At 63.1% G+C, this 23,334-nt stretch carries 25 protein-coding genes; 3 read left to right on the top strand and 22 right to left on the bottom strand.

The window, feature by feature from the left end; genetic code table 11:
- Window positions 1-92: 92 nt before the first annotated feature.
- Together LB559_RS02655 and LB559_RS02660 are read right to left on the bottom strand one after the other, a co-directional pair.
- Window positions 93-641, bottom strand: coding sequence for a YceD family protein (locus tag LB559_RS02655; RefSeq protein ID WP_027162417.1), 549 nt, complete (start codon window positions 639-641; stop codon window positions 93-95).
- The gene (locus LB559_RS02660) at window positions 638-1,186 is read right to left on the bottom strand and encodes a ubiquinol-cytochrome C chaperone family protein (protein WP_224672980.1); all 549 of its coding nucleotides are present in this window, start codon (window positions 1,184-1,186) and stop codon (window positions 638-640) included. Before LB559_RS02660 ends, LB559_RS02655 begins: the two co-directional genes overlap by 4 nt.
- 114 nt (window positions 1,187-1,300) lie before the next feature.
- Between LB559_RS02660 and LB559_RS02665 the strand changes: the two genes are divergently transcribed.
- Window positions 1,301-1,813, top strand: a complete 513-nt coding sequence (locus LB559_RS02665) for an outer membrane protein assembly factor BamE (protein ID WP_013532236.1) — start codon at window positions 1,301-1,303, stop codon at window positions 1,811-1,813.
- A 272-nt stretch (window positions 1,814-2,085) separates the two neighbouring features.
- Here LB559_RS02665 and LB559_RS02670 read toward each other — a convergent pair whose 3' ends face one another.
- The 5 genes from LB559_RS02670 to LB559_RS02690 all read right to left on the bottom strand — a co-directional run bounded on the left by LB559_RS02670 (window position 2,086) and on the right by LB559_RS02690 (window position 8,278).
- Window positions 2,086-4,227, bottom strand: coding sequence for a sodium-translocating pyrophosphatase (locus LB559_RS02670; RefSeq protein WP_013532237.1), 2,142 nt, complete (start codon window positions 4,225-4,227; stop codon window positions 2,086-2,088).
- Window positions 4,228-4,466: 239 nt separating this feature from the next.
- Window positions 4,467-5,216: an ABC transporter permease gene (locus LB559_RS02675; RefSeq protein ID WP_013532238.1), complete on the bottom strand. Its 750-nt coding sequence runs from the start codon at window positions 5,214-5,216 to the stop codon at window positions 4,467-4,469.
- Window positions 5,213-6,151, bottom strand: a complete 939-nt coding sequence (locus LB559_RS02680) for an ABC transporter ATP-binding protein (RefSeq protein ID WP_013532239.1) — start codon at window positions 6,149-6,151, stop codon at window positions 5,213-5,215. The genes LB559_RS02675 and LB559_RS02680 overlap by 4 nt, the downstream gene beginning before the upstream one ends.
- Window positions 6,148-7,311, bottom strand: a complete 1,164-nt coding sequence (locus LB559_RS02685) for an ABC transporter permease (RefSeq protein ID WP_224672981.1) — start codon at window positions 7,309-7,311, stop codon at window positions 6,148-6,150. The genes LB559_RS02680 and LB559_RS02685 overlap by 4 nt, the downstream gene beginning before the upstream one ends.
- Window positions 7,312-7,366: 55 nt before the next feature.
- On the bottom strand, window positions 7,367-8,278 hold the full coding sequence (locus LB559_RS02690) for an ABC transporter substrate-binding protein (protein WP_013532241.1): 912 nt from the start codon (window positions 8,276-8,278) through the stop codon (window positions 7,367-7,369).
- 205 nt (window positions 8,279-8,483) lie between these two features.
- On the opposite strand from LB559_RS02690, the gene LB559_RS02695 reads away from it, so the two are divergent.
- A complete protein-coding gene (locus LB559_RS02695; protein WP_013532242.1) occupies window positions 8,484-9,056 on the top strand; it encodes an NADPH-dependent FMN reductase in 573 nt (190 codons plus the stop codon).
- A gap of 8 nt (window positions 9,057-9,064) precedes the next feature.
- Here LB559_RS02695 and LB559_RS02700 read toward each other — a convergent pair whose 3' ends face one another.
- From LB559_RS02700 to LB559_RS02770, 15 genes are all read right to left on the bottom strand, one after another.
- Window positions 9,065-10,276 (bottom strand): MFS transporter, encoded by a 1,212-nt coding sequence (locus LB559_RS02700; RefSeq protein ID WP_024504678.1) that lies wholly within the window; start codon window positions 10,274-10,276, stop codon window positions 9,065-9,067.
- Window positions 10,273-10,773: a transcription antitermination factor NusB gene (nusB, locus tag LB559_RS02705; RefSeq protein WP_013532244.1), complete on the bottom strand. Its 501-nt coding sequence runs from the start codon at window positions 10,771-10,773 to the stop codon at window positions 10,273-10,275. Before nusB ends, LB559_RS02700 begins: the two co-directional genes overlap by 4 nt.
- A complete protein-coding gene (gene ribH, locus LB559_RS02710) occupies window positions 10,770-11,264 on the bottom strand; it encodes a 6,7-dimethyl-8-ribityllumazine synthase (protein WP_013532245.1) in 495 nt (164 codons plus the stop codon). The genes nusB and ribH overlap by 4 nt, the downstream gene beginning before the upstream one ends.
- An 81-nt stretch (window positions 11,265-11,345) precedes the next feature.
- Window positions 11,346-11,621, bottom strand: a complete 276-nt coding sequence (locus LB559_RS02715; RefSeq protein WP_013532246.1) for a type II toxin-antitoxin system RelE/ParE family toxin — start codon at window positions 11,619-11,621, stop codon at window positions 11,346-11,348.
- A complete protein-coding gene (locus tag LB559_RS02720; RefSeq protein WP_013532247.1) occupies window positions 11,621-11,881 on the bottom strand; it encodes a CopG family ribbon-helix-helix protein in 261 nt (86 codons plus the stop codon). The genes LB559_RS02715 and LB559_RS02720 overlap by 1 nt, the downstream gene beginning before the upstream one ends.
- A 63-nt stretch (window positions 11,882-11,944) precedes the next feature.
- Complete coding sequence (locus tag LB559_RS02725; RefSeq protein ID WP_013532248.1) at window positions 11,945-12,562, bottom strand: riboflavin synthase; 618 nt, start codon at window positions 12,560-12,562, stop codon at window positions 11,945-11,947.
- Window positions 12,563-12,574: 12 nt separating this feature from the next.
- Window positions 12,575-13,690, bottom strand: coding sequence for a bifunctional diaminohydroxyphosphoribosylaminopyrimidine deaminase/5-amino-6-(5-phosphoribosylamino)uracil reductase RibD (gene ribD / locus LB559_RS02730; protein WP_224672982.1), 1,116 nt, complete (start codon window positions 13,688-13,690; stop codon window positions 12,575-12,577).
- A gap of 2 nt (window positions 13,691-13,692) precedes the next feature.
- Window positions 13,693-14,172 (bottom strand): transcriptional regulator NrdR, encoded by a 480-nt coding sequence (nrdR, locus tag LB559_RS02735; protein WP_013532250.1) that lies wholly within the window; start codon window positions 14,170-14,172, stop codon window positions 13,693-13,695.
- A 157-nt stretch (window positions 14,173-14,329) separates the two neighbouring features.
- Complete coding sequence (locus tag LB559_RS02740) at window positions 14,330-14,995, bottom strand: hypothetical protein (RefSeq protein WP_224672983.1); 666 nt, start codon at window positions 14,993-14,995, stop codon at window positions 14,330-14,332.
- A gap of 76 nt (window positions 14,996-15,071) precedes the next feature.
- Window positions 15,072-16,385 (bottom strand): serine hydroxymethyltransferase, encoded by a 1,314-nt coding sequence (gene glyA / locus LB559_RS02745; protein WP_013532252.1) that lies wholly within the window; start codon window positions 16,383-16,385, stop codon window positions 15,072-15,074.
- A 173-nt stretch (window positions 16,386-16,558) separates the two neighbouring features.
- Window positions 16,559-18,205, bottom strand: coding sequence for a Na+/H+ antiporter (locus tag LB559_RS02750; protein WP_224672984.1), 1,647 nt, complete (start codon window positions 18,203-18,205; stop codon window positions 16,559-16,561).
- A gap of 140 nt (window positions 18,206-18,345) precedes the next feature.
- Window positions 18,346-19,599 carry a murein L,D-transpeptidase gene (locus LB559_RS02755; RefSeq protein WP_127366821.1) on the bottom strand — a complete coding sequence of 418 codons (1,254 nt, stop codon included), beginning with the start codon at window positions 19,597-19,599 and terminating at the stop codon, window positions 18,346-18,348.
- Between the two features lie 422 nt (window positions 19,600-20,021).
- Window positions 20,022-20,537, bottom strand: a complete 516-nt coding sequence (ldtR, locus tag LB559_RS02760) for a transcriptional regulator LdtR (RefSeq protein ID WP_008875359.1) — start codon at window positions 20,535-20,537, stop codon at window positions 20,022-20,024.
- 236 nt (window positions 20,538-20,773) lie between these two features.
- The gene (locus tag LB559_RS02765; RefSeq protein ID WP_013532255.1) at window positions 20,774-21,196 is read right to left on the bottom strand and encodes a DUF6163 family protein; all 423 of its coding nucleotides are present in this window, start codon (window positions 21,194-21,196) and stop codon (window positions 20,774-20,776) included.
- The gene (locus LB559_RS02770) at window positions 21,193-22,236 is read right to left on the bottom strand and encodes an enoyl-CoA hydratase/isomerase family protein (RefSeq protein ID WP_013532256.1); all 1,044 of its coding nucleotides are present in this window, start codon (window positions 22,234-22,236) and stop codon (window positions 21,193-21,195) included. The genes LB559_RS02765 and LB559_RS02770 overlap by 4 nt, the downstream gene beginning before the upstream one ends.
- A 195-nt stretch (window positions 22,237-22,431) precedes the next feature.
- Between LB559_RS02770 and LB559_RS02775 the strand changes: the two genes are divergently transcribed.
- Window positions 22,432-23,259 carry a DUF2066 domain-containing protein gene (locus tag LB559_RS02775; RefSeq protein WP_224672985.1) on the top strand — a complete coding sequence of 276 codons (828 nt, stop codon included), beginning with the start codon at window positions 22,432-22,434 and terminating at the stop codon, window positions 23,257-23,259.
- Window positions 23,260-23,334 lie beyond the last annotated feature (75 nt).

The raw sequence follows: 23,334 nt of genomic DNA on the forward strand, positions 1-23,334 counted from the left end.
AGGCGGCAGGTCGTTTAGCGACCGCGAAGGTTCGGCGAAAATAACGGTTTTGGGCTGCCACACAACCGACTTTTCCGTCGCGGGCGAGCTTTTCAGGATTTTCCCAGCAAGGATCGCAGTTTTTGCTGAAATTCATTCTCCGCCGGTTCGGTCTCGCTGCCGGCGTTGAGCGACGCGCCCTGCTTACGCGGATAGGGGTCGATGGCGAGCCCGAAATACTGTTCGGCGAGTGCCCCGACATCGATCGTGTCACCGGAAAATGTCTCTGGACTGTCAGGGCCTTCCGCGTCGAGCAGGATCTCGCCGCCACCATCGAAACCCTGCCGTCCAAGCTTGGAATCCTCGGGCAGCAGCAGCGCTTCGACCGGTTCGTCGATATGCGCTTCGACAGGCTCGAGCGTGACGATGCAGGCCTGGGTGATGTCGGCTTCGACACGACCGCTTATCTTCACGCCATTGCGCTTCCACGACGCGACCAGAAGCTCGGCGCGATAGGATTCGACCGAAATCAACCCGTGCTCCTCGGCCAGTGCCGCACGCTGTGCGGCATCGGCTTCGATAACCAGCGGCAGGCCCTTTTGCGGCAGGCGCGTGATGTTTGCACGGAAGGAGACCGGGCTTTGCGGGTCCACATGCTTCATTGTTCAACCTCCTTGGCGGCGGGAAAGGTCAGCATGCCGGAGACAATCGATTCGGATGTCTGCGCGGCCAGATGATTGCGCGCGTCGGTAACATAGTTGGCCAGCAGCGATGCCTCCAGCCAGGCGCCCGCGTCGGGCCGGACATTGCGGGCAAGAGCCGCGGTCAGCGCTTCATGGTCGTTTCTTTCCAGGGCATCGTCATAGGCAGCGGTTCGGCCATAAAACATCTTTGCCAGCTTTTTCATGCGTTTGGGCACGCCAACGTCGCCAATGCCCAATTCCCGCAACGAATGGTCGACGTCGAGGAAGAACTCGTCGATCAGCACCTGGGCGACCTCTTGCGCCGCACCGCTCTCACCGCGCAACCTGTGCTGGAACAGGAACATGTGCAGCGACAGCATCTCGAAACGGCCAAGCGGCGTGTCTGGCACATTCCAGTGGGAATAAAACACCGTCTGCCGCGCCGCCGCCACGATTTGTGCGTAAAGCGCCTCGGTGATAGCGCGGTTGGCGTAGCGTTCGCGGCCAAAAAAGCGCTGGAACATTGGGGATGGTCTCCTGGGGACCGTTTGTTGAAGTGGGCTTGTTGCATCGGCAAGCAAGCTGGTTTACCGGTTTCGCGGCCCAGCGCAAGTTGCGGCCAGCTAATGGAGTTGTTGTTGCGCGCGCTGAATTTCAAGTCGACCTTCTCGTCCAGGCCCGCCGGCGCGATCTCGCTGCTGATGATCGTTTCGGCACTATCGGCCTGCCACACCTCCAAGATGATCGGCGACCTCAGCCCGAGTGAGACGCTGACGCAAGGTTACGTCATAGACCAGCAGGCAATCGACCTGGTGCCGGTCGGTTCGAGCCGCGAGCAGGTGCTTCTGGCGCTCGGCACGCCGTCGACGACCGCGACGTTCGACAACGAGGCCTTCTATTACATTTCGCAGACGCGCAAGCGCTACGTCGCCTTCGACAAGCCACGGCTCATTGATCAGCATGTGTTGGCGGTCTATTTCGGCGCCGATGGCCGCGTCACCCAGATCGCCAATTACGGGATGAAGGACGGCAAGATGTTCGACTTCATCTCACGCACCACACCGACCGGCGGCAAGGACCAGAACTTCCTCAGCCAGATCATCAACGGTGCCAGCAAGCTGGCACCCAGCATTCCGGGTGGCGGCGCCTAATTCCTTTCGGCTTCCATTCCGGGAGCCTCATCATCTCAGGCGACCAAAAACCCGCGGGAGCGATCCTGCGGGTTTTTGTTGTGGCCTCGATCAGGGCAAGATCCCCGTATGTTTGCCGGCGATGCTTAAGCCGTCGAAACCCAAGTCGGTAGATGAGATACCGGCGCATTTACCGCATGCAAGAGATCGGCTTGTTGACGCGTCGACATGGCATTGCTCAACAAAAAACCCGCGGGATCGCTCCCGCGGGTTGTTTCGGGCTGAAGCCTAGATCAGCCGTGCGCGAGCACGGCCAGCAGCAGGAGCGCGACGATGTTGGTGATCTTGATCGCCGGGTTGACGGCGGGGCCAGCGGTGTCCTTGTAGGGATCGCCGACCGTGTCACCGGTCACCGAAGCCTTGTGCGCCTCGGAACCCTTGAGATGCTTGACGCCGTCCTTGTCGACAAAGCCGTCTTCGAAGGACTTCTTGGCGTTGTCCCAGGCGCCGCCGCCAGAGGTCATCGAGATGGCGACGAACAGGCCGTTGACGATGACGCCGAGCAGCGAGGCACCCAGCGCTGCAAAGGCGGACGCCTTCGAGCCCGAGATGAGCAGCACGCCGAAATAGACGACGAGCGGCGCCAGCACCGGCAGCAGCGACGGGATGATCATTTCCCTGATTGCCGCCTTGGTCAGAAGGTCGACCGCGCGGGCGTAGTTCGGCTTCGAGGTGCCGGCCATGATGCCCGGATCCTCGCGGAACTGCTTGCGCACCTCCTCGACGATGGCGCCCGCCGCACGGCCGACGGCCGTCATGGCGATGCCGCCGAACAGATACGGGATCAGCCCGCCGAAGATCAGGCCGGCGACGACGTATGGGTTGGAGAGATCGAAGGAGATCTCGCCCATGCCCTGGAAGTAGGGATATTTGTCGCCATTGGCGGCGAAGAACTTCAGGTCGTTCGAGTACGCGGCAAACAGCACCAATGCGCCGAGACCAGCGGAGCCGATGGCGTAGCCCTTGGTCACCGCCTTGGTGGTGTTGCCGACCGCGTCGAGCGCGTCGGTGGAGTGGCGCACTTCCTTGGGCAGGCCGGCCATTTCGGCGATGCCGCCGGCATTGTCGGTGACCGGGCCGAAGGCATCGAGCGCAACGATCATGCCGGCAAGGCCGAGCATCGTCGTGACCGCGATCGCCGTACCGAAGAGGCCGGCAAGCTGATAGGTCGAGATGATGCCGCCGACGATGACGATCGCCGGCAGCGCCGTCGATTCCAGCGAGACCGCGAGGCCCTGGATGACGTTGGTGCCGTGACCGGTGACCGACGCCTGGGCGATGGAATTGACCGGGCGCTTGTTGGTGCCGGTGTAGTATTCGGTGATGACCACGATGAGACCGGTCACCACGAGGCCGATCAGGCCGCAGATGAACAGGTTCTTGCCGGTGATGACCATGCCGGCGACCGTGCCGACCTCACCCCAGCCGAGCGTCACCTGGGTGGCGACGCCGAGGCCGACGATGGACAGCAGGCCAGTGACGATCAGGCCCTTGTAGAGTGCGCCCATGATCGAGCCGTTGGAACCGAGCTTGACGAAGAAGGTGCCGACGATCGAGGTCAGGATGCAGGCGCCGCAGATGGCGAGCGGATAAAGCATGGCCGCACCCAACACGGCGGTGCCGCCAAAGAAGATGGCAGCCAGAACCATGGTGGCGACGACAGTCACCGCATAGGTTTCGAACAGGTCAGCGGCCATGCCGGCGCAGTCGCCGACATTGTCGCCGACATTGTCGGCGATCGTGGCCGGGTTGCGCGGATCGTCTTCGGGAATACCGGCTTCGACCTTGCCGACGAGATCGCCACCGACGTCGGCGCCTTTGGTGAAGATGCCGCCGCCGAGACGAGCGAAGATCGAGATCAGCGATGCGCCGAAGCCGAGCGAGACCAGCGAGTCGATGACGATGCGGTCATTGGGCTGGAGGCCCATGAAGTGGGTCAGGATGAGGTAGTAGATCGACACGCCGAGCAAGGCGAGGCCAGCAACCAGCATGCCGGTGATGGCGCCCGATTTGAACGCGATGTCGAGGCCGGCAGCGAGGCTGTTCGATGCGGCCTGCGCCGTGCGAACATTGGCGCGAACGGAGACATGCATGCCGATGAAGCCGGCGGCGCCTGAAAGCACCGCTCCGATCAGGAAGCCGATCGCGGCGGTGATGGACAGCAACCACCAGGCGAGCACGAGGACGACGACGCCAACGATGGCGATGGTGGTGTACTGACGCGCCAGATAGGCTTGTGCGCCCTCGCGGATAGCCGCGGAGATTTCCTGCATGCGTGCATTGCCCTGATCGGCCGCAAGGACCGAACGTGTCGCCCAGATGGCGTAAAGGATTGAAAGCAGGCCGCAGGCGATGACGGCGGAAATAATTGTCATTGCCGGATTTTCCTCGATTGATGGCCCAAAAGAACCCCTCCCTGGGCCGTTGAGACAAAGACCGGATTCCGAGCACGAAATCCGCCTCTTCGCAGCGGTGTATGCGAAACAGGGCTGCGAACGTCAAGATATTGTTCGGTTTTTGCCCGGCTTTCGCCCAAATGGTTGGGACCAGGCGGCGGCTGCCGTCAGCACCCGGGGATTAGATCGATTGAAATTAGCCCTGACGCAGGACGCGGCTACTCTGCCTCCCGGCCCATCCGGCGCGCCGTGTAGCGCTCTATGGCCGACAGGCCGTCATAGATCAGCACGGCAAGGGCTGCCACGATCAGGCCGCCCTGCAGGATGAAGGCGAGATTGTTGGACAACAACCCGGCGATGATCACTTCGCCCAGCGTTTTGGCTGCCACGGTCGAACCGATGGTCGCCGTGGCAAGGCTGATCACCACCGACAGCCTGATGCCGCCGAGAATGATCGGGGCGCTGAGCGGCAGTTCGACCTTGGTGAGCCTTTGCCAACCGGTCATGCCGGCGCCGCGCGCCGCCTCGACGACATTGGCAGGTAGCGTCGTCAGGCCGGTCAGCGCGTTCTCGAAGATCGGCAGCAGGCCGTAGAGAAACAGCGCGATCAGTGTCGGCTTCTCGCCGAAGCCGACGGCCGGCACGGCGAGTGCCAGCACCGCCACGGGCGGAAAGGTCTGGCCGATGTTGACCAGGCTGCGCGATAGCGGCAGGAATTCGGCGCCGGCCGGCCTGGTGACCAGGATGGCAAGCGCCACCGCAACGATGGTTGCTGCCACGGTGGCGATCAGAACCGTGCGCAAATGCAGCAATGTCAGCGTCAGCAGGCTGCCCTGGTTGTAGATCACCGGCGCATTGTTTTCGGTCAGCGGCTTCAGCAGCGGCACGAACCAGCCGGGATTGGTGACGAAGGCAACGAGCAGCATCACCAGGGCAAGTCTGAGCAACGATGGAAGCCAGGCCTTCATGCCGGCCTCGCCGCGCGCTTCACCAGCCCGTCGACGGTGACGCGGCCAAGCGGCTTGCCATCGGCGCCTTTGACCGGCAGCGCCGGCCGGCCCGTCCACAACAATTCGGCCAGCGCGTCACGCTGGCTGGCGTCGCCGGGGATCGCCTCGCCTTCGGCGGAGCCCTTCTCCACGGCATCGCGGACCCGACCGAGCGACAGCAACCGGAACGGCCTTTCGCTGGCGCCGACCAGGGTCTCGACGAAGGCGCTTGCCGGCTTTGCCAGGATCTCGGCGGGCTTGGCGTATTGCACCAGCTTGCCGGCATCCATGACCGCGATCTTGTCGCCCATATGCACGGCCTCTTCCATGTCGTGGGTGACCAAAATGATGGTGGTGCCGAAGCGCTTCTGGATCGCCAGCAGATCTTCCTGCGCCTTGTTGCGGATGATCGGGTCGAGGGCGCCGAACGGTTCGTCCATCAACAGCACGTTGGGCTCGGCGGCGAGCGCGCGGGCAACGCCGACGCGCTGTTGCTGGCCGCCGGACAGTTCGTGCGGGTAGCGCGGCCCGAAGGCTTCGGGGTCAAGCTGATAGAGCGTCATCAGTTCGTCGACCCGGGCCTTGATGCGGTCCTTGTCCCAACCGAGCAGCACCGGCACGGTGGCAATGTTCTGCGCCACCGTACGATGCGGGAACAGGCCGTGACCCTGGATGGCGTAGCCGATGCTGCGGCGCAGCTCATAACCGGGCAGCGAACGATTGTCGGCGCCGTCGAGCTTGATGATGCCCGAGGTCGGTTCGACCAGCCGGTTGATCATGCGCAGCAACGTCGTCTTGCCGGAACCGGACGTGCCGACAATGACGGCTATGGTGCGCGGCTCGATGACCATCGACACGTCATCGACCACGGTCGTCGCGTCATAGCGCTTGGTAATGCCTTCGATCTCGATCATGCCGTTTCAACCCTGCGCCTGGTGGCGGTCATTTCGATCACCGCATCGAGGATGATGGCGGCGGCAAAGGCGAGCGCGACCGTTGGCACCGCGCCGAGCAGCACAAGGTCCATCGCCGTCTGGCCCACACCCTGGAAGACGAATACGCCGAAACCGCCGCCGCCGATCAGCGCGGCAATGGTGGCGAGGCCGATGTTCTGCACCAAGACGATGCGGATGCCGGTCAGGATCACTGGAAAGGCCAGTGGAAACTCGACGCCGAACAGGCGCTGGCGTTCGGTCATGCCCATGCCGCGTGCCGCGTCGTTGGCGGCGCGCGGCACGCCAGCGAGACCGACCACGGTGTTGGCCACCACCGGCAGCAGGGAATAAAGGAACAGCGCGACGAAGGCGGGGGCTGTGCCGATGCCGCGAATCCCGAGCGCGGCAGCCCCCGGCACATGCGTGGCCACCCAGCCGAGCGGCGCGATCAGCAGGCCGAACAGCGCGATCGAGGGAATGGTCTGGATGATGTTGAGCACGTTGAGAACGCCGGCGCGCAGATTCTCGACGCGATGGCAGAGAATACCGACCGGCAGGCCGACGACCACTGCCGCAAGCAGCGACCCTAGCGCCAGCGTCACATGCTTGGAGCCCTCCGCCCAGAAACTGTCGGCGCGGTTGAAATATTCCTTCAGGATCGACAGATTGTCCCAGCTTCCCGAAATCAACAGCAGCCCGATCGCCAAAGCCGAGACCGCAAGCACGCCAACTCGTGCCAATGGCGACAGGTTCAGCCGTGTCAGCACATCGGCGAGCAAAAGCGTGAAGGCAAAGATCAGAATCCAGAAACCGGAGGCTGGCGAAACTCTCGCAAAGGTGTTGCCCTCCGGCGTGAGAAATGTTCCGGCGACGCCGATCAGCAGCGCGAGCGCGGCAAGCGCCACCACGCTGGCGGCAAGGCGCAGCGCAAGCGGTGTCTTGAACAGCGCGATGAGTGCTGCGGCGACGATCATGACGAGCAGCAGCGTCCCGGTGGTTGCCGGCAGCGCCTCAAGAATTGAGCGCGCCTGGCCGGGGACGATGCGGTTGGCACGGAACGTGGCAAAGGGCGCGGCAAAAGCCGCGTAGGCTGATATAGCGGCGATGACCACGCCGAGCTTGTCGAAGCGGATGTTCACGCCCTCCCCCGTCAGTCGATCCGGCGCGCCACGAAAGCGGCGCGCCGGAATCGTCCTACTTCAGGAAGCCGTTCTTCTTCAAAAAGTCCTCGGCGACGCCCTTGACCGGCTCGCCGCCGACCTGCACGCGACCATTCAGCTCCTGCAGCGTGACGAGGTCGAGCTTGGCGAAGACCGGCTTCAGCAGCGTCTCGATCTCGGGATGTTGCTTCAGCACCGCTTCGCGGATGATCGGCGCCGGCTGGTAGACCGGCTGCACGCCCTTGTCGTCGTCGAGCACGACGAGCCCGGACGGTGCGATGCCGCCATCGGTGCCGTAGACCATGGCCGCATTGGCGCCGTTGGTCTGGTTGGCGGCCGCGGCGATGGTTGCCGCGGTGTCGCCGCCTGAGAGAGTGATCAGTTGGTCCGGCTTCAGCGTGAAGCCATAGGTGGTCTGGAAGGCCGGCAGTGCAGCCGCCGAATTGACGAACTCGGCGGAAGCCGCCAGCACCACCTGACCGCCGCCCGCGACATATTTGCCGAAGTCGGTGAGCGTGGCGAGCTTGTTGGTCTCGGCGACTTCCTTGCGCAGCGCGATCGCCCAGGTGTTGTTTGCGGGCGACGGCGACAGCCAGACGATCTTGTTGGCGTCGTAGTCGAGCTTCTTGGCCGTTTCATAGGCCTTGGCGGCATCCTTCCAGACCGGGTCGTCGGCCTTCTCGAAGAAGAAGGCGGCGTTGCCGGTGTATTCGGGATAGATGTCGATCTCGCCGGCGGTGATCGCCTTGCGCACCACCGGCGTGCCGCCGAGCTGGATGCGGTCCGATGTCTTGATGTTGTTGGCGTTGAGGACGAGCTGGATGATGTTGCCGAGCACGCCGCCCTCGGTGTCGATCTTCGAAGAGACAACCACCTGGGCATTGGCGGAAGCCACCGTGATGCCGAGCGCCAATGCCGCGCCGGCCAGAAACTTGACTGAAAACATTGTGAAAACCCCTAGCTATGAACCGAAACGCGATGACCGCATATGAGCATGGCTTCAACGGCCAGTCGGGGCACACGGTTTCATAACAAGGGGGATCAGCGCAATATTTTTGTTCGGAAGGCCGATTTTGAGGCGACGCTGGCGATCTGCTGCCATCTGGCGGATAATGCCATAGGGTGCGGGTGGCAAACACGGAGAGCGTGTCATGGCCATACACAAAGTCGGCTACCTCATCGGAAGTCTTGCCCGGGAATCCATCAACCGCAAGCTCGCGAAGGCGCTCGTTCAACTGGCTCCTCCGGAACTTGAAATGACGGAAATCGCCTTCAGGGATCTGCCTCTTTACAGCTACGATTATGATGCGGATTTCCCGCCGGTCGCCCGGGATTTCAAAAAGGCGATCGCGTCCGTTCAGGCCGTCCTGTTCGTTACCCCGGAGTACAACCGCTCGATCCCTGGCGGATTAAAGAACGCGATCGACTGGGCGAGCCGCCCCTATGGAAAGAATTCATTCGCGCGCAAACCGTCCGCCGTCATCGGAACATCGCCGGGCGCCATCGCAACCGCTGTCGCCCAACAAAGCCTGCGCAGCGTTCTGAGCTTCTGCAACTCACCCCAGATGAATGCGCCGGAAGCCTATATCCAGTTCACACCGGGACTGATAACGGACGACGGCGAAGTGACGGTCGAATCCACCGAGGACTTCCTGCGCAACTACATGGCTGAGTTCCATATGTTCATAGCGAGGGTGCTTCAGGTGTTGCCGCCGGACGCATAGGTTTGGCGTCAAGCCGGGCGCGCGCTCGTCACCTTCAGCGCGCCCAGCGCCACGAAGCACAGGACGGTGACCGGAAAGACTATCCAGTTCAGCATCTCCCAGCCCCAGGCGTTGTAGACCATGCCCGACATCAGTGAGGCGCAGGCGACGGAGCCGAACAGGACGAAGTCGTGGAAGCCTTGCACCTTGCCCTTTTCCGACGGCCGGTAGGTGGAGGCCACCATTGCGGTCGCGCCAATGAAGCCGAAGTTCCAACCAAGGCCCAGCAAGATCAGCGACGTCCAGAACTGCCACAGCGCCAGGCCCGACAGAGCGACAATGGCGCAGCCGATGAGCAGGATCAGGCCGGTGGTCACAATGCGTTCGGCGCCGAAGCGATGGATCAGCGAGCCGGTGAAGAAGCTTGGCGCAAACATCGCCATGACGTGCCAGGAGATGCCGAGCGTCGCGTCGGTCTCCGACAGTCCGCAGCCGACCATGGCCAGCGGTGCGCCCGTCATGACGAAGCTCATCAGCGCGTAGCTGCCGACCGCACAGAAAAGCGCGGCGACGAAACGCGGCTGCGTGACGATTTCAGCCAGTGGTCTGGCGTCGCTGTCGGCGATCTCCACCTTGCCGGATGCTTTCGCCGGCAGCCGCAGGAAGGACAGGATGATGGCGCCGACGGCGGCCAGCGGCAGGATGGACACGAACGAACCGGCAAACATGACCGGCGCCAGCGATTCGCGGGTGAAGATGACAATCTGCGGCCCGAGGATAGCGGTGACGATGCCGCCGGCCAGCACGAAGGAGATGGCGCGCGCCTTGAATTCCGGCGGTGCGTTGTCAGCGGCGGCGAAGCGGAACTGCTGGACGAAGGCGCCGCCGACACCGATCGTGAGCAAGCCAAAGGCAAACAGCCAGAAGCTCCCTTGAAAAAGCGCAAGCGTGGCGACGAGGCCGCCAAGCGCCGTGACGATCGTTCCGGTCATGAAGCCGCCGCGCTGGCCCATTCTGCGGATGATGGCCGCTGCGGGCAGCGCGCCGAGCGCCACGCCGATGTTGAAGCCGGTGATCGGCGCTGTCGCCAATGATTTGTCGGGGCCAAGCAGATATTGCCCGGCCAGCGCGCCCACGGAGATGGCGATGGGGGCCGCCGAGCCGATGATCGCCTGCGATGCGGCCAGGATCAGCGCCGTGCGGCGCGCCTCGCTGCCTGCCTCGACGGCGATTGCCGTCATGATGCGTCCTTGCCGCGCCCCTCGCCACGCACCCGGCGTGACACACGGTCGAGCACGGCATTGACCAGCTTCGGCTCGTCTTCCTCGTAGAAGGCCTTGGCGATGTCGACATATTCGGAGACTATGACGGCGACCGGGACATCCTCGCGCTTCATCAGTTCGTAGACGCCGGCGCGCAGGATGGCGCGCAGCGTCGAATCGAGCCGCGACAGCGGCCAGTCCTCGGTCAGCGCCTGGCGGATGATCGGATCGATGGTCTTCTGGTTCTCGACGACACCCGCCAGGATAGCGCGAAACCATTGCGCATCGGCCTCGCGATAGAGCGCGCCGTCGACTTCCTTGCCAAGGCGAAACGCCTCGTACTCGGCGGTGATCTCGAAGACACCGCTGCCGGCGACATCCATCTGATAGAGCGCCTGCACGGCGGCCAAACGGGCAGCGCCGCGCTTGTTGGCGTGGCGCATCGCGGGCTGCCCGGGCGAAGCGGGTTCGCTCACGATCGCGCTCCCAATTGTTCCTTGAGGGCAATCATGGTCAGCGCCGCACGCGCGGCAAAGCCGCCCTTGTCGCCTTCCGAGCGCTTGGCGCGAGTCCAGGCCTGGGCGTCATTCTCGGTGGTGAGGATGCCGTTGCCGATGCAGACCGAGTCCTGCACGCTCAAATCCATGAGCGCGCGGCTGGATTCATTGGCGACAATGTCGAAATGATAGGTGTCGCCGCGGACGACGGTGCCCAGCGCGACAAAGCCATCATAATGTGTGCCGCCTTCCGTCGCGCCGTCCAGTGCAAAGGTGATCACCGCGGGGATCTCGAGTGAACCTGGAACGGTGACGACGTCGTAAGTCGCGCCCGCTTCATCGAGCGCGCTTGTCGCGCCGTCGAGCAGCGCATCGGCAAGGTCGTCATGAAAGCGCGCTTCGACAATGAGCAGATGCGCCTTCGCCTTCGGACGAATGAAGGCTTTGCCGTGTTGGGATGTACCAGCCATAAAAGTCTCCGGGGAGTTGCCGGTGACTTAGGCCGAAGCCGGGTTCATCGCAAGCGGAAGATTGCTGGATGGACTCCTGTCCTATCGATCCTCTCGCGTATGCCACAGGCGCAACACAGAAATTGTCGTGTTCTGTATCTCGTAACGAATTTCGTAGCTGCCTACCAAAATGCGACGCACTTCTCGTGGTTCGAACTCTTCCAGTCTCTCACCGATGCGCGGATATTCGACTAACCGTGCCGGCGCGGCAGTAAGCGACTGCACGGCACGTGCGGCCGCCGGGCCATTTGCTAGCACGAGAAAATCATGTAGCCGGACCAAGTCGGACAAAGCCTTGTTGGTCCATTTCAACTCCATCAACGAGGCACCGGCAGTGGCTTGTCGGTACCAAGACTCTCAGCCCACGCCTGCACGGCCTGGTGATCGATGACCCGTCCTGCGTCGACATCGGCCATTGCTTCAAGCGTGAGCCGTCGGCGCTCCTCCTCCAAATCCACCCACGCGGAAAGAGCTTGTTTGACGATCCAGCCGCGTGGGCGCTCAAGGCGGGCAGCCAGTTGATCTACCTTTTCAGCCAGCGGCAGCGGAACGTGAGCGGTGATTACTTTTGTATCCATCAGAGCCTCACAATCAGATCTAATCATAGCGATTAAAACTGATTAAGTCGAGGCCAGCAGCACTTAAAGCCCCTCTTTCGTCGCCTCGACCAGCCGCGCCGCATAACGCGCCATGGTGTCGATCTCGAGATTGACGCGGTCGCCGACCTTGCGCTCGCCCCAGGTGGTCACGGTCAGCGAGTGGTGGATCAAAAGCACGTCGAAGCGCGCGCCTTCGACCTTGTTGACGGTGAGCGAGGTGCCGTCGAGCGCGACCGATCCCTTGGGCGCAATGAACTTCGCCAGGTCGCGCGGCGCCTCCAGCGTGAAGCGCACGGCATCGCCCTCATCCTTGCGCTCGATGATCTCGGCCATGCCGTCGACATGGCCCGAAACGATGTGGCCGCCGAGTTCGTCGCCGATCTTCAGCGCCCGCTCCAGATTGACTTTGGTGCCGGATTTCCAGCCCGAGGCCGTGGTCAGCCGCAAGGCTTCCTCCCATGCTTCAACCTCGAACCAGCGCGCATTCGAAACGCTGTCGGGCAAGGCCGTGACTGTCAGGCAGACGCCGCCGCAGGAGATCGAGGCGCCGATGGCGATGGTCTGCGGGTCATAGGCTGTGTCGATGCGCAGCCCCACCCCTTCCCTGAGCGGCTTGACGGACGCGACAGTGCCGACATCGGTGACAATTCCGGTAAACATCGGTGTTGATCCCTAGAGGTCTCTTATCCACTCGGCGTAGCTGTCTTCGCCAAAGCGCATCTCGCGCAGTTTGCGAAATCCTGCCGGGATATGGTCGGCGTCGATCGGCGATGCAATGCCGTCGTCGCCGATTGCATCCGGTCCCTGGAACAGCACGATGCGGTCGACCAGCCCGTCGGCCAGGAAAGCGCTCGCCACCTTGGCGCCGCCCTCGACCAGCACGCTGGCCATGCCGAGGGCGGCCAGATCCTCGAGTAGTTCCGGCAAGGCTACGCCGCCCTCGTGCGTCTCAGTGCCGATGAAGCGCACGCCGGCGCGTTCGAGTGCTGCCCGCCGCAGCGGATCGGCCTCCAGGCAGGCGGCGATATAGAGCGGTACCCGGTCGACGCCCGAAACCAGCTTCGAGGCCTCCGGCAACCTGAGCTGGCGGTCGAGCACGATGCGGGCAGGCGAACGGTTCTCAAGCCCCGGCAAACGCACCGTCAGGGCCGGATCATCCTCAAGGGCGGTGCCGATACCAACCAGTATGGCGTCCGCCTCAGCCCGCATCAGATACACTTCTCGGCGCGCGATATCGCCGGTGATCGACACCTGCCCGTCACCTTCCCTGCCGATCTTGCCGTCGCTGGAAAGCGCAAGCTTGAGAATCACTTCCGGGCGTTTTCTCAACGATCGAATCAAATAGCCGGCCATCTGCTCGGCGGCTTCCGCCGCCAGCACCTTCTCGACCACCTCGACACCGGCCGCGCGCAGGATCGCATAACCCTTGCCGGACACGCGCGAATCGGGATCGCTGGCGGCACCGACGACCCGCGCAACGCCCGCATTGACCAGCGCATTGGCGCAAGGCGGCGTGCGGCCGTGGTGGGCGCAAGGTTCCAGCGTGACGTAGGCGGTGGCGCCGCGCGCGAGGTCGCCGGCCTCGGCCAGGGCCTCGGTCTCGGCATGCGGACGGCCGCCGACAGCGGTGACGCCGGTGCCGACGATCATCGGACCATTGCCGTCATCGCGTACGATCAGCGTACCGACAGACGGGTTGGTCGCGGTGCGCCCGGCATTTTTTCGCGACAGTCTGAGTGCCGCCGCCATGAAGCGGCGATCAAGGGCGGCCTGTTCGCTTGCAGTCATGCTCAGCTGGCTTCCTCTTCACCCTTGACTTCGTCGCCCTTGAGCTCGCCCAGCAATTCATGGAAATCCTTGGCCTCGCGAAAATTGCGGTAGACCGAGGCGAAACGGACATAGGCGACATCGTCGAGCGACTTCAGCGCTTCCATGACCAGGCGGCCGACTTCTCCCGAAGCAACCTCCGTCTCGCCGGAACTTTCGAGCTGGCGCACGATGCCTGTCACCGCGCGGTCGATGCGTTCGGGATCGACATTGCGCTTGCGCACGGCGATCTCCACCGAGCGCAACAGCTTGTCGCGGTCGAAGGGCACTTTGCGGCCCGATTTCTTGACCACGACGAGGTCGCGCAACTGCACGCGCTCGAAGGTGGTGAAGCGGCCGCCGCAATCGGGGCAGACGCGCCGCCTGCGGATCGCCGCGCCATCCTCGGCGGGGCGCGAATCCTTCACCTGCGTATCTTCCGACTGGCAATAGGGACAGCGCATGGAGAAGCCTTTGGTTGGCGAATCTGGTGAAGCGAAAGGCTTAGAGGTTTTTGCAGCGATGGCAAAGTGTCGCCAACAGCTCCCTCGCCCTTCAGAGATAGCGAGGCGCAAGCAGGATTGCCAGCCTCGCCAGCAGCCGCACAGCGTACCGATGTCTTCAGGGAGCAACGTCGGCGGTCGGAAACCCGCACGATGCGCCGAGACTACGATAGGCCTTGGTGAAGCCGTCCATGGATATGCTTCCAACCGGCGCATCGCCGAAGGAGACGTCAAGCACCGATGCCCGGCGCATGGCGCGCAGGAGCGCCAGGCTGGTCTTGGACTGGTTGTCGACGGTCCAACTGAGCCGGCCGTTGACGGCGCCATCGGAATGGAGCTTGGCAGTGACGCGGGCCTTGTCGTCGCCGAAAGTGGCGGCAACCGACTTGCCGGCCGGCAAGGCCTTGTTGTCGACGGCGATCGTTACGGACGGGTAGGCATCCGGCGGCAGTGCATCACCGTTCGTGATGATGAGCGTCAGAACGCCGCTCTCGCCGCCAGCGCCGATAAAGGCGGTCGAGGCCGCGCAGGTCTTGCGCAGATCCTCACCGGTGTCGACCTCGTCGACCAGGGTCGACCATCTGCCAAAGGTTTCGAGCTTGGGTGCCGTCTGAGCGGGCGCCGCGGGCTCGGGCTGAGGTGCGGGTTGCGCAGGAGCGGGTTGCGCGGGCGCGGCTTGAGCAGGGGCGGTTTGCGCCAAGGCGTTGCCGGGGAAAGGCCCGGCGATCAAAGCAGCCAGAGCGCCAACGGCGCCAAGGTCGGCGAAACGAAATGGTCGCATCATCAAGGCTCCTGCCGGTCGCCCCGGCCTGCTGAAACGACGCTTGTCGTTGCAGCAGGCGGCAAAACTTCCTATCGCGTCAGCCGAGATAGGGATAGAGCGGGAAGCGATCGGTCAGCGCCACGACCTTGGCCTTGACCGCTGCTTCGACGGCGGCATTGCCCTCGTCGGAATTGGCGACCTTGAGACCATCCAGCACTTCGGCGATCAGCTTGCCGATCTCCCGGAATTCGGCCTGGCCGAAGCCGCGCGTGGTGCCGGCCGGGGTGCCGAGACGCACGCCCGAGGTGACAAAAGGCTTTTCCGGGTCGAACGGAATACCGTTCTTGTTGCACGTGATGTTGGCGCGGCCCAGCGCCGCCTCGGCGCGCTTGCCGGTGGCGTTCTTCGGACGCAAATCGACCAGCATCAGATGGTTGTCTGTGCCGCCGGAGACGATGTCGAGACCGGTTTCCTTGAGGCTGGAGGCGAGCGCCTTGGCGTTGGCGGCAACGCTCTCGGCATAGACCTTGAAGCTTGGCTTCAGCGCTTCGCCGAAGGCAACCGCCTTGGCGGCGATGACATGCATAAGCGGGCCGCCCTGCAGGCCGGGGAACACCGCCGAATTCATCTTCTTGGCGATGTCCTCGTCATTGCACAGGATCATGCCGCCGCGCGGGCCGCGCAGCGACTTGTGCGTCGTGGTCGTCACGACATGGGCATGCGGCAGCGGCGACGGATGCACGCCGCCGGCGACCAGCCCGGCGATGTGCGCCATGTCGACCATCAGATAGGCGCCGACCGCGTCGGCGATCTCGCGAAAACGCTTCCAGTCCCAGACGCGGGAATAGGCGGTGCCGCCGGCCAGGATCAGCTTCGGCTTGGTTTCATGCGCGGTCTTCTCGATGGCATCCATGTCGAGCAGATGGTCGTCCTGGCGCACGCCATAGGAGACGACCTTGAACCATTTACCGCTCATGTTGACCGGCGAACCGTGGGTCAGATGGCCGCCGGAATTGAGGTCGAGGCCCATGAACGTGTCGCCCGGCTGCAAGAGCGCCAGGAAGACGGCCTGGTTCATCTGGCTGCCGGAATTCGGCTGGACATTGGCGAAGTTGCAGCCGAACAGCTTCTTGGCGCGCTCGATGGCCAGTTCCTCGGCCACGTCGACAAACTGGCAGCCGCCGTAGTAGCGCTTGCCCGGATAGCCCTCGGCATATTTGTTGGTCATGATCGAGCCCTGCGCCTCAAGCACCGCGCGGGAAACAATGTTTTCCGAGGCAATCAGCTCGATCTCGTGGCGCTGGCGGCCGAGTTCGTTGCGGATGGCGCCGAAAATCTCCGGATCGGCGTCGGCCAGCGTGGTTTCGAAGAAGGATTCGAATTTGTTCGACACTGCCGCTGCTGTTGCCATAGCCTGAAATCCTCGGGGTTCGGGGGCAATTTTGTTTATGCATGTCGTTGCTCAAACCGCTGTACACTTTTGGGCAACCTGCACGCGGCGCCATTAACACAGTTGTTTTCGCCCCGCCACGTTTGCCACGCGAAATTTGCTGGCCGGATTGCGCCAGCCAGGCCCGCGCGTCGTTATTTCCTCGCCTTCCGGCCCCTCAGCAATGCCTCGGTGAGCGTGATCTCGGTAAACAGCGCCTGCGACGTATGGTCGTTGATCTCGCCGCTGCGAAACATGGCGCGCACGGCTTCGCGCTCGGCTTCGATGCCCGCAAATCTCAATTCGAGCTCCAGCCTTCCGGCTTCACGCGCCTCGGCGCGGGCCTCATCGGCTTCGTCCGAGGCGGCGATGCGGCGCCGGTACCCGGCGACGATGCTGTCGGCGGCGGCAAGCCTGGCGCCGGGCACCTCGCCTCCCTCATCATCTGCGGCTCCGGCGATGCTCTCGATGCGCGCGATTGCCGCCTTGGCGGCGCCGACACGCGCCAGCCGCTCCTCGGCGGCGCCGGCATCCTCACCGGGCTCGACCAGCCCCTTGGCGATCGTCGGCAGAGCGAGACTGGCGAAGACCAGCGAACAGATGATGACGCCGGCGGCCAGGAAAATGACCAGATCGCGCGCCGGAAACGGCGAACCGTCCGGCATGGCGAGCGGCAGCGACAATATGCCGGCCAGCGTGATGGCGCCGCGCACGCCGGCCACCGAACCGGCGAGCCGCACGCGCAACCCGAACGGCTCCACCTTGCGCTTGCCCAGACGTGCGGCGATGCCGGCTGCGAGATCGCCGACCCATATCCACAGGAAGCGCAACGCGATCAGGCACAGCGTCAGCGCCACGACGGTCGCGATCGGCTGGATGATCGGGTGCAGGCTCATGAGTTCCGGGGGCACATGGCGGATGATGTCGGGAAGCTGCAGGCCGAGCACGATAAAGAGAGCACCGTTGAAAACGAAGGAAAGCGTCGTCCACAGCGACATCGTCTGCATGCGGGCCGAGACGCCGAGGAAGCGAAACACGCCGGAGCCGCCGGTGAGCAGGCCGGCGGTAACAGCCGCCAGAATACCGGACGCTCCGACATGCTCGGCGCCGAGATAGGCGATGAAGGGCAGCAGAACCATCACCAGCACCTGCGCTTCGGCCGGCACGCCGCCGATCTGGTTGAGCAATTGCAGCAGCTTGGCGGCAACGAACAGCGCCGCGACGCCGATCAGGATGCCGATCGCCACGGCATAGAGAAAACTGAACGAAGCCGCGGCAAGGGAAAAGCTGCCGGTCAGCACTGCTGCGACGGCGAAGCGGAACATGACGAGGCCTGAAGCGTCGTTGAGCAGCGACTCGCCTTCGAGAATGTGCATCAGCCGCGCCGGGACAACATTCCTGTCGACGATCGAGGACACGGCCACCGCGTCGGTCGGCGACAGCACCGCGGCAAGCGCAAAAGCGACCACCAGAGGGATGCTCGGCACTAACCAATGCAAGGCGTAGCCGAAGCCGACGATGGTGAAGAAGACCAGCCCTATGGCCAGATCCAGGATCGGTCCGCGCAGCGCCATCAGTTCACGCTTCGGTGCGCCATAGGCGTCGCCGAACAGCAGCGGCGGAATGAACACCAGCAGGAACAGTTCCGGATTGATCTCGACATGGATGCCGCGCACCGGCCAGGCGAGCGCGGCACCGATCGCAATCTGCAGCACCGGCAACGGCACCCGCACCAGACAAACCAGCGCGCCGGAAAGCGCCACGAAGACGAGCACGACCAGAATGAAGACAGCGACTTCCATGGTCCGGTTCCAGGCTTCCCGCCGACCATGCGCAAAGCCGGCCGATCCGTCCAGCCGCCCTCCCGTGAAAAACGACGCGGCACCCAATCAATGAAAAAGGCCGCCCTGAGAGGCGGCCTTTTTAGATAGAATTCAAACGCTTACAGCGCGGACGTGATCTGCAGCTCGTTGTTGCCATCAAGCGCGTAGACGTCGTCGCGGAACTGCACCACGCCCGGACCGGTCGACCAGGCCGAGAGATAGAGGAAGTGGACCGGCACCGGATTGGTGACCTGGATCGGCGTGTTTTCACCGGTCTTGATCGCCGCCTCGAAATGCTGGCGGTCCCAGCCGGGCGTGTCGCGCAGGATCCAGGTGACGAGGTCGCGCACATTCTGCACGCGCACGCAGCCCGAGGAATCGAAACGCAACATCTTGCCGAACAGGCTCTGCTGCGGCGTGTCGTGCATGTAGACGCCGTCAGGGCTCGGGAAATTGATCTTCACCGAAGCCATGGCGTTTTCCGAGCCGGGATCCTGGCGGAACCGGTACTTGGCGGCGTCGTCGGTCGACCAGTCGACATTCATCGGATCGACTTCGCTGCCATCGGGCGCGAACAGGCGGATGTGGCTGTTCTTGAGATAATCGGGATTTTTCCGCATCAGCGGAATGATGTCCTTGCGCACGATCGAGACCGGCGCGTTCCAGTATGGATTGACGATGATCTCAGTGATCTTGGAATTGACGATCGGCGTCTGGCGATCGATCTTGCCGACGATCGCGGTGTGGCGAAGCACGACGCGGTCGTTCTCGACCGCTTCGACCTGGGCTGCCGGAATGTCGACCAGCACGTAGCGGCTGCCCAGCGTGCCGGCCTTCTCGCGCAGCCGCTGCAGATTGGTCTGCAACTGGCCAAGCCGGATCTGCGCCGAAACGTTCATCGCCGCATAGGTGTATTTGCCCATCGAGCCATCAGCCGGCAGGCCGTGACGCAGTTGGAAGCGCTTGACTGCCGAGTCGACATAGGAATCGAAAGCCGTCGAAATGCCGGCGCTCTGCGACAGGTCGCCCGCGACCATCAGGCGCTTGCGCAATGGCACCACATCGGGATCATCGACGCCGAGCTGCAGTTTCTTGGTCGCGGGAACCTCGACCCAGCCACCCTGCCCGACAATGTTCTGGTATTGCCCGACCGCCTGTTCCGTGAAGGCGACGGTCTGCGGGCTGAAGATCGGCAGCGTCGAGGCCACCTTGCCACCCTCGCTGGCGCGGGCGTCGAACTGGTCGTCCCAATTGCCGCGCGCCGAGGATTTCAGGATATCACCGATCACATCCTGCGCATTGGCGCCGCCGGCGACCACCGCGGCTGCGAGCGCGGAGGCTCCGGACAGGAAAAAACGACGGCTGGTTTTCATGGACGTTCCAGACATTGGTAGCAGTTCGATCACTTGCTGCGTTGATCACCGGGCGATCTCGCCCGCACTGTAAAATTGGCAATCTTAACAATTAGCCAACCATGGTCCGTATCAGCTTGGTGTGACAATGCACAGGCGCGATACGGGCTGCGGGTGAACGCATGGTCTTCACCACAGCATCACTGCCACTCTCGGTTCCATTGGAATATGGCGGCAACGTGGCCTAGCGGCCAAATCCGACCGGCCAGCATTCCGAAAAGAACGGACCGTGCTTTTTGGGTATCGATCGGCGATCGACCACGCGGTGCAATGACCAGCCAAATCAAAGAAAAGGCCGATGCCTCTCGGCACCGGCCCTGACTGAAGGTCGATATTTCGGCCGCGCTTCTGTGACGCGGGCCGGATCCGATGCGGCGGATGTCTTACATCCGGTAAGCGATGGTGTCGTTCCAGAAGCGGTCGAGCCGCTGCAGAGCGCGGTTCATCTGCTTGAACTCGTCGGTGTTGATGCCGCCGACCTGTTCGATCGAGCCGACATGACGCTCGTAAAGGCCGGCGACGACCTCGGCCACCTCATTGCCCTTCGGCGTCAGCGAGACGCGGACCGAACGGCGGTCGATGCGCGAGCGCTGATGGTTGATGAAGCCGAGATCGACCAGCTTCTTCAGATTGTAGGAGACGTTCGAGCCGAGATAGTAGCCACGCGAGCGCAGCTCGCCCGCGGTCAGTTCGGAATTGCCGATGTTGAACAGCAGCAGTGCCTGGATGGCATTGATGTCGGAACGGCCGTTGCGGTCGAATTCGTCCTTGATCACATCAAGCAGGCGGCGGTGCAGCCGCTCAACAAGCTGCAGCGATTCCATGTACAGGGAACGGATAGCCTCACGGCGATCGTCGGATACGTTGGCGGTCTTCGCCGCCGGACGCGAATTGATCATTGTCTTTGCCTCTCGTTTGTCGCCCTGGTGATTTTTTGTTTTCACCTTGATCGCGACACTATCGAATACTCATAAAATTCGACTTAAACGCTAGGGCTAACAAGAGCTTACCGGTAAGGGGTTTCGGAAGAGGCTTAACGAACGGTCACCCGAGCAAGGATAATTAACCTAAAGATTTCGGCAACGATTGCAGGGCTCATTCGAGGCGACAGCCGGGCCGCCAAGGGTTCAACGGCTTAGTGGCGGACCGGGCGCTTCTGCAGGTAGATGACGACGCGAAAGACGATATAGAGCACCGCCACCGCCGCATGCGAGACGACAATCAGCAAGCGGTGGCCGAACAGCTCGGGAAAGCCGGCGTACATGACCGTCTCGGTCACCGCGCAAATGAACCAGATCACCGGGCCCCAGGACGCCAGCATCCACAGGCCGGCAGCGGCAAAGGGAAAGAACACGGCGAGCACCACCGCCGCGACCTGCCAGTGCACGGGCATCAGGTCGAAACGCCACAGTGTGCCCGGATAAAAGCCGATCAGCTTGATCCAGTAGAGAATGCCGAACAGCAGGCAGTAGCCCGATATGACGCGCTGGAACCAGGCGAAGATCACCTCCACCCCGGAGGGCTGCAGAACGATGCGCCTTGAGGTCACCTCGCTCATATCAGGAGTTCCCGTTCGCCGAGCGGAGCGAAATAGGCATCGACATCCGCTTCGCTGACCGCAGCGAGGCTTGCCGGCCGCCATTGCGGCTTCGAGCCCTTGTCGATGATGGCAGCGCGGATACCTTCGTAGAAATCATGGCCGGCGAGCATCCGGTTGAGGATGCGGAACTCCATCTTCATGCAGGCTTCCATGGACAGCGTCAGTCCGGCGCTGATCTGCCGCCAGGCAACGCGCAGGCTGGTCGGCGAGCGGGTGCGGATCGTCGCCAGTGTCTTTGCCGCGAACTCATCGGCGGCGGCCGCACGCTCCAGGCTGTCGATGACGCGGTTCAGGGACGGTTGCGAAAAATGGCGAACAATCGCCTCCAGCGTCGGCCTGTCGGTTTCTCGCCTTGCCTGCACGAAGAAGCCGCGCAGCACCGATTCCGGATCGCCGGTCAACGCCAGCCGGTCGAGGAAGCCAGCCTGGTCCTCGGCCTTGATGGTATGGGTGGCCAGCCCAGACCACAGCGCATCGCCATATCGAATGCGATTGCCGGTCAGCGCCAGATACATGCCGAAGGAGCCGCCGAGATCGGGCAGCAGGTGGCTGGCGCCAACATCCGGAAAGAAGCCGATGCCGACTTCCGGCATGGCAAACTGGGCATTCTCGGTCATCACCCGGTGCGAGCCGTGGAAGGAGATGCCGACGCCGCCACCCATGACGATACCGTCGATCAGGGCGACATAGGGCTTCTTGTAGCTGTTGATGCGGGCGTTGAGCCGGTATTCGTCGGCGAAGAACTCGACCGGCGGTTTTCCCGCCCGGCCTGTCTCATAGACATGCAGGATATCGCCGCCGGCCGAAAAGGCCCTGCCCTCTGCCTTGACGACGATGACGTCGATGCCCTGGTCGGCCTCCCAGGCGGAAAGAGCGGCGTCGAGCGCCCCGATCATGCGGTGCGTCAAGGCATTGAGCGCCTGCGGCCGCGTCAAGGTGACGACGCCGGCCCGGCCCAGATGTTCGAAGCGGATCTCGTCGCCTCCGCCAAAATCCATCGTGAAAGAATCCCTCTCCCGGCCGCCGGGACTGAAGTGCTAAAGCTTGGCGCATGGGTGCGTCAATGGCGAGCACACCGGTGCAAGCTCTGGCCCGGACCAGGAGCCAGTGCTAAAAATCGAGCTGCAATACGGAAAACTAGGTAGAGTTCATTGCAGCGTAGCCTGGTGGGTCTTCGAACGGGACGATTGTTTATGACTCGATTTTCGCACCTTGCGCCGGTGGCAATCGGGCTGAGCCTCTGCTTGGCTGTTCACCCGGTCATGGCGGGGACTTTGGAAGACCTCTACAGCTCGCAGACCATCGTCAACGGCAAGTACGAGAAGAACCGCCAGTCCGGCTTCAAGCGCTGCCTCGACGCGGTTCTGGTGCGGGTTTCCGGCGATCAGCGCCTGCCGGTGAAACCTGAAATGACGGCATTGCGCGACAAAGCCGGCAGCTTCGTCGCCAGTTTCCACTATCGCGACCGCATGGAAGGCATTCCCAACCATGACGACCAGGGCACGTACGATCGGCCTCATAATCTCTACTGCCAGTACAAGCCTGCTGACATCGACCCGGTGTTGGCTTCGCTCGGCAGCAGGCCGTGGCTGACCGAGCGGCCACGGCTGGCGGTGTTTTTGGCGACCGAGCGCGGAACAACGCATTACGCGCTCGATGCCGAGGACGACCGTGGCATGCTGATGCGCGAATCGTTCGGCAATGCCGCCGTACCGCTGGCCATGCAGGTGACTTTTCCCACGGTGGCGCAGCTGTCGCAGGCCGGATTGGACGATCAGGCGCTTCGCAATGCCGAGATGACGAAGCTCGACACACTGGCGAAGAAGGCCGGCGCCGACCAGGCGCTTTACGGCAGTCTCGTCTGGAGCGACAAGGAACTGGGCTGGATCGCCGACTGGCGGCTGGCCATGGCCGGCAAGACCTACATCTGGCAGGTGCGCGGTGTCGGCTTCGACGAGGCTTTCCGTGTCGCCATCAGGGGCGCGGCACAGATTCTGTCAGGCAATGGGCAACCCGAATAGGCCTCGACCGCGTTGCTGGCACAATCGTGCCGCATTGGTCAGCGGCGGGAGCTCGTGGTAAAAGCCTGCCCGAAC

The organism is Mesorhizobium sp. BR1-1-3 (assembly GCF_020165455.1).
Classification (GTDB): Bacteria; Pseudomonadota; Alphaproteobacteria; order Rhizobiales; family Rhizobiaceae; genus Mesorhizobium; species Mesorhizobium ciceri.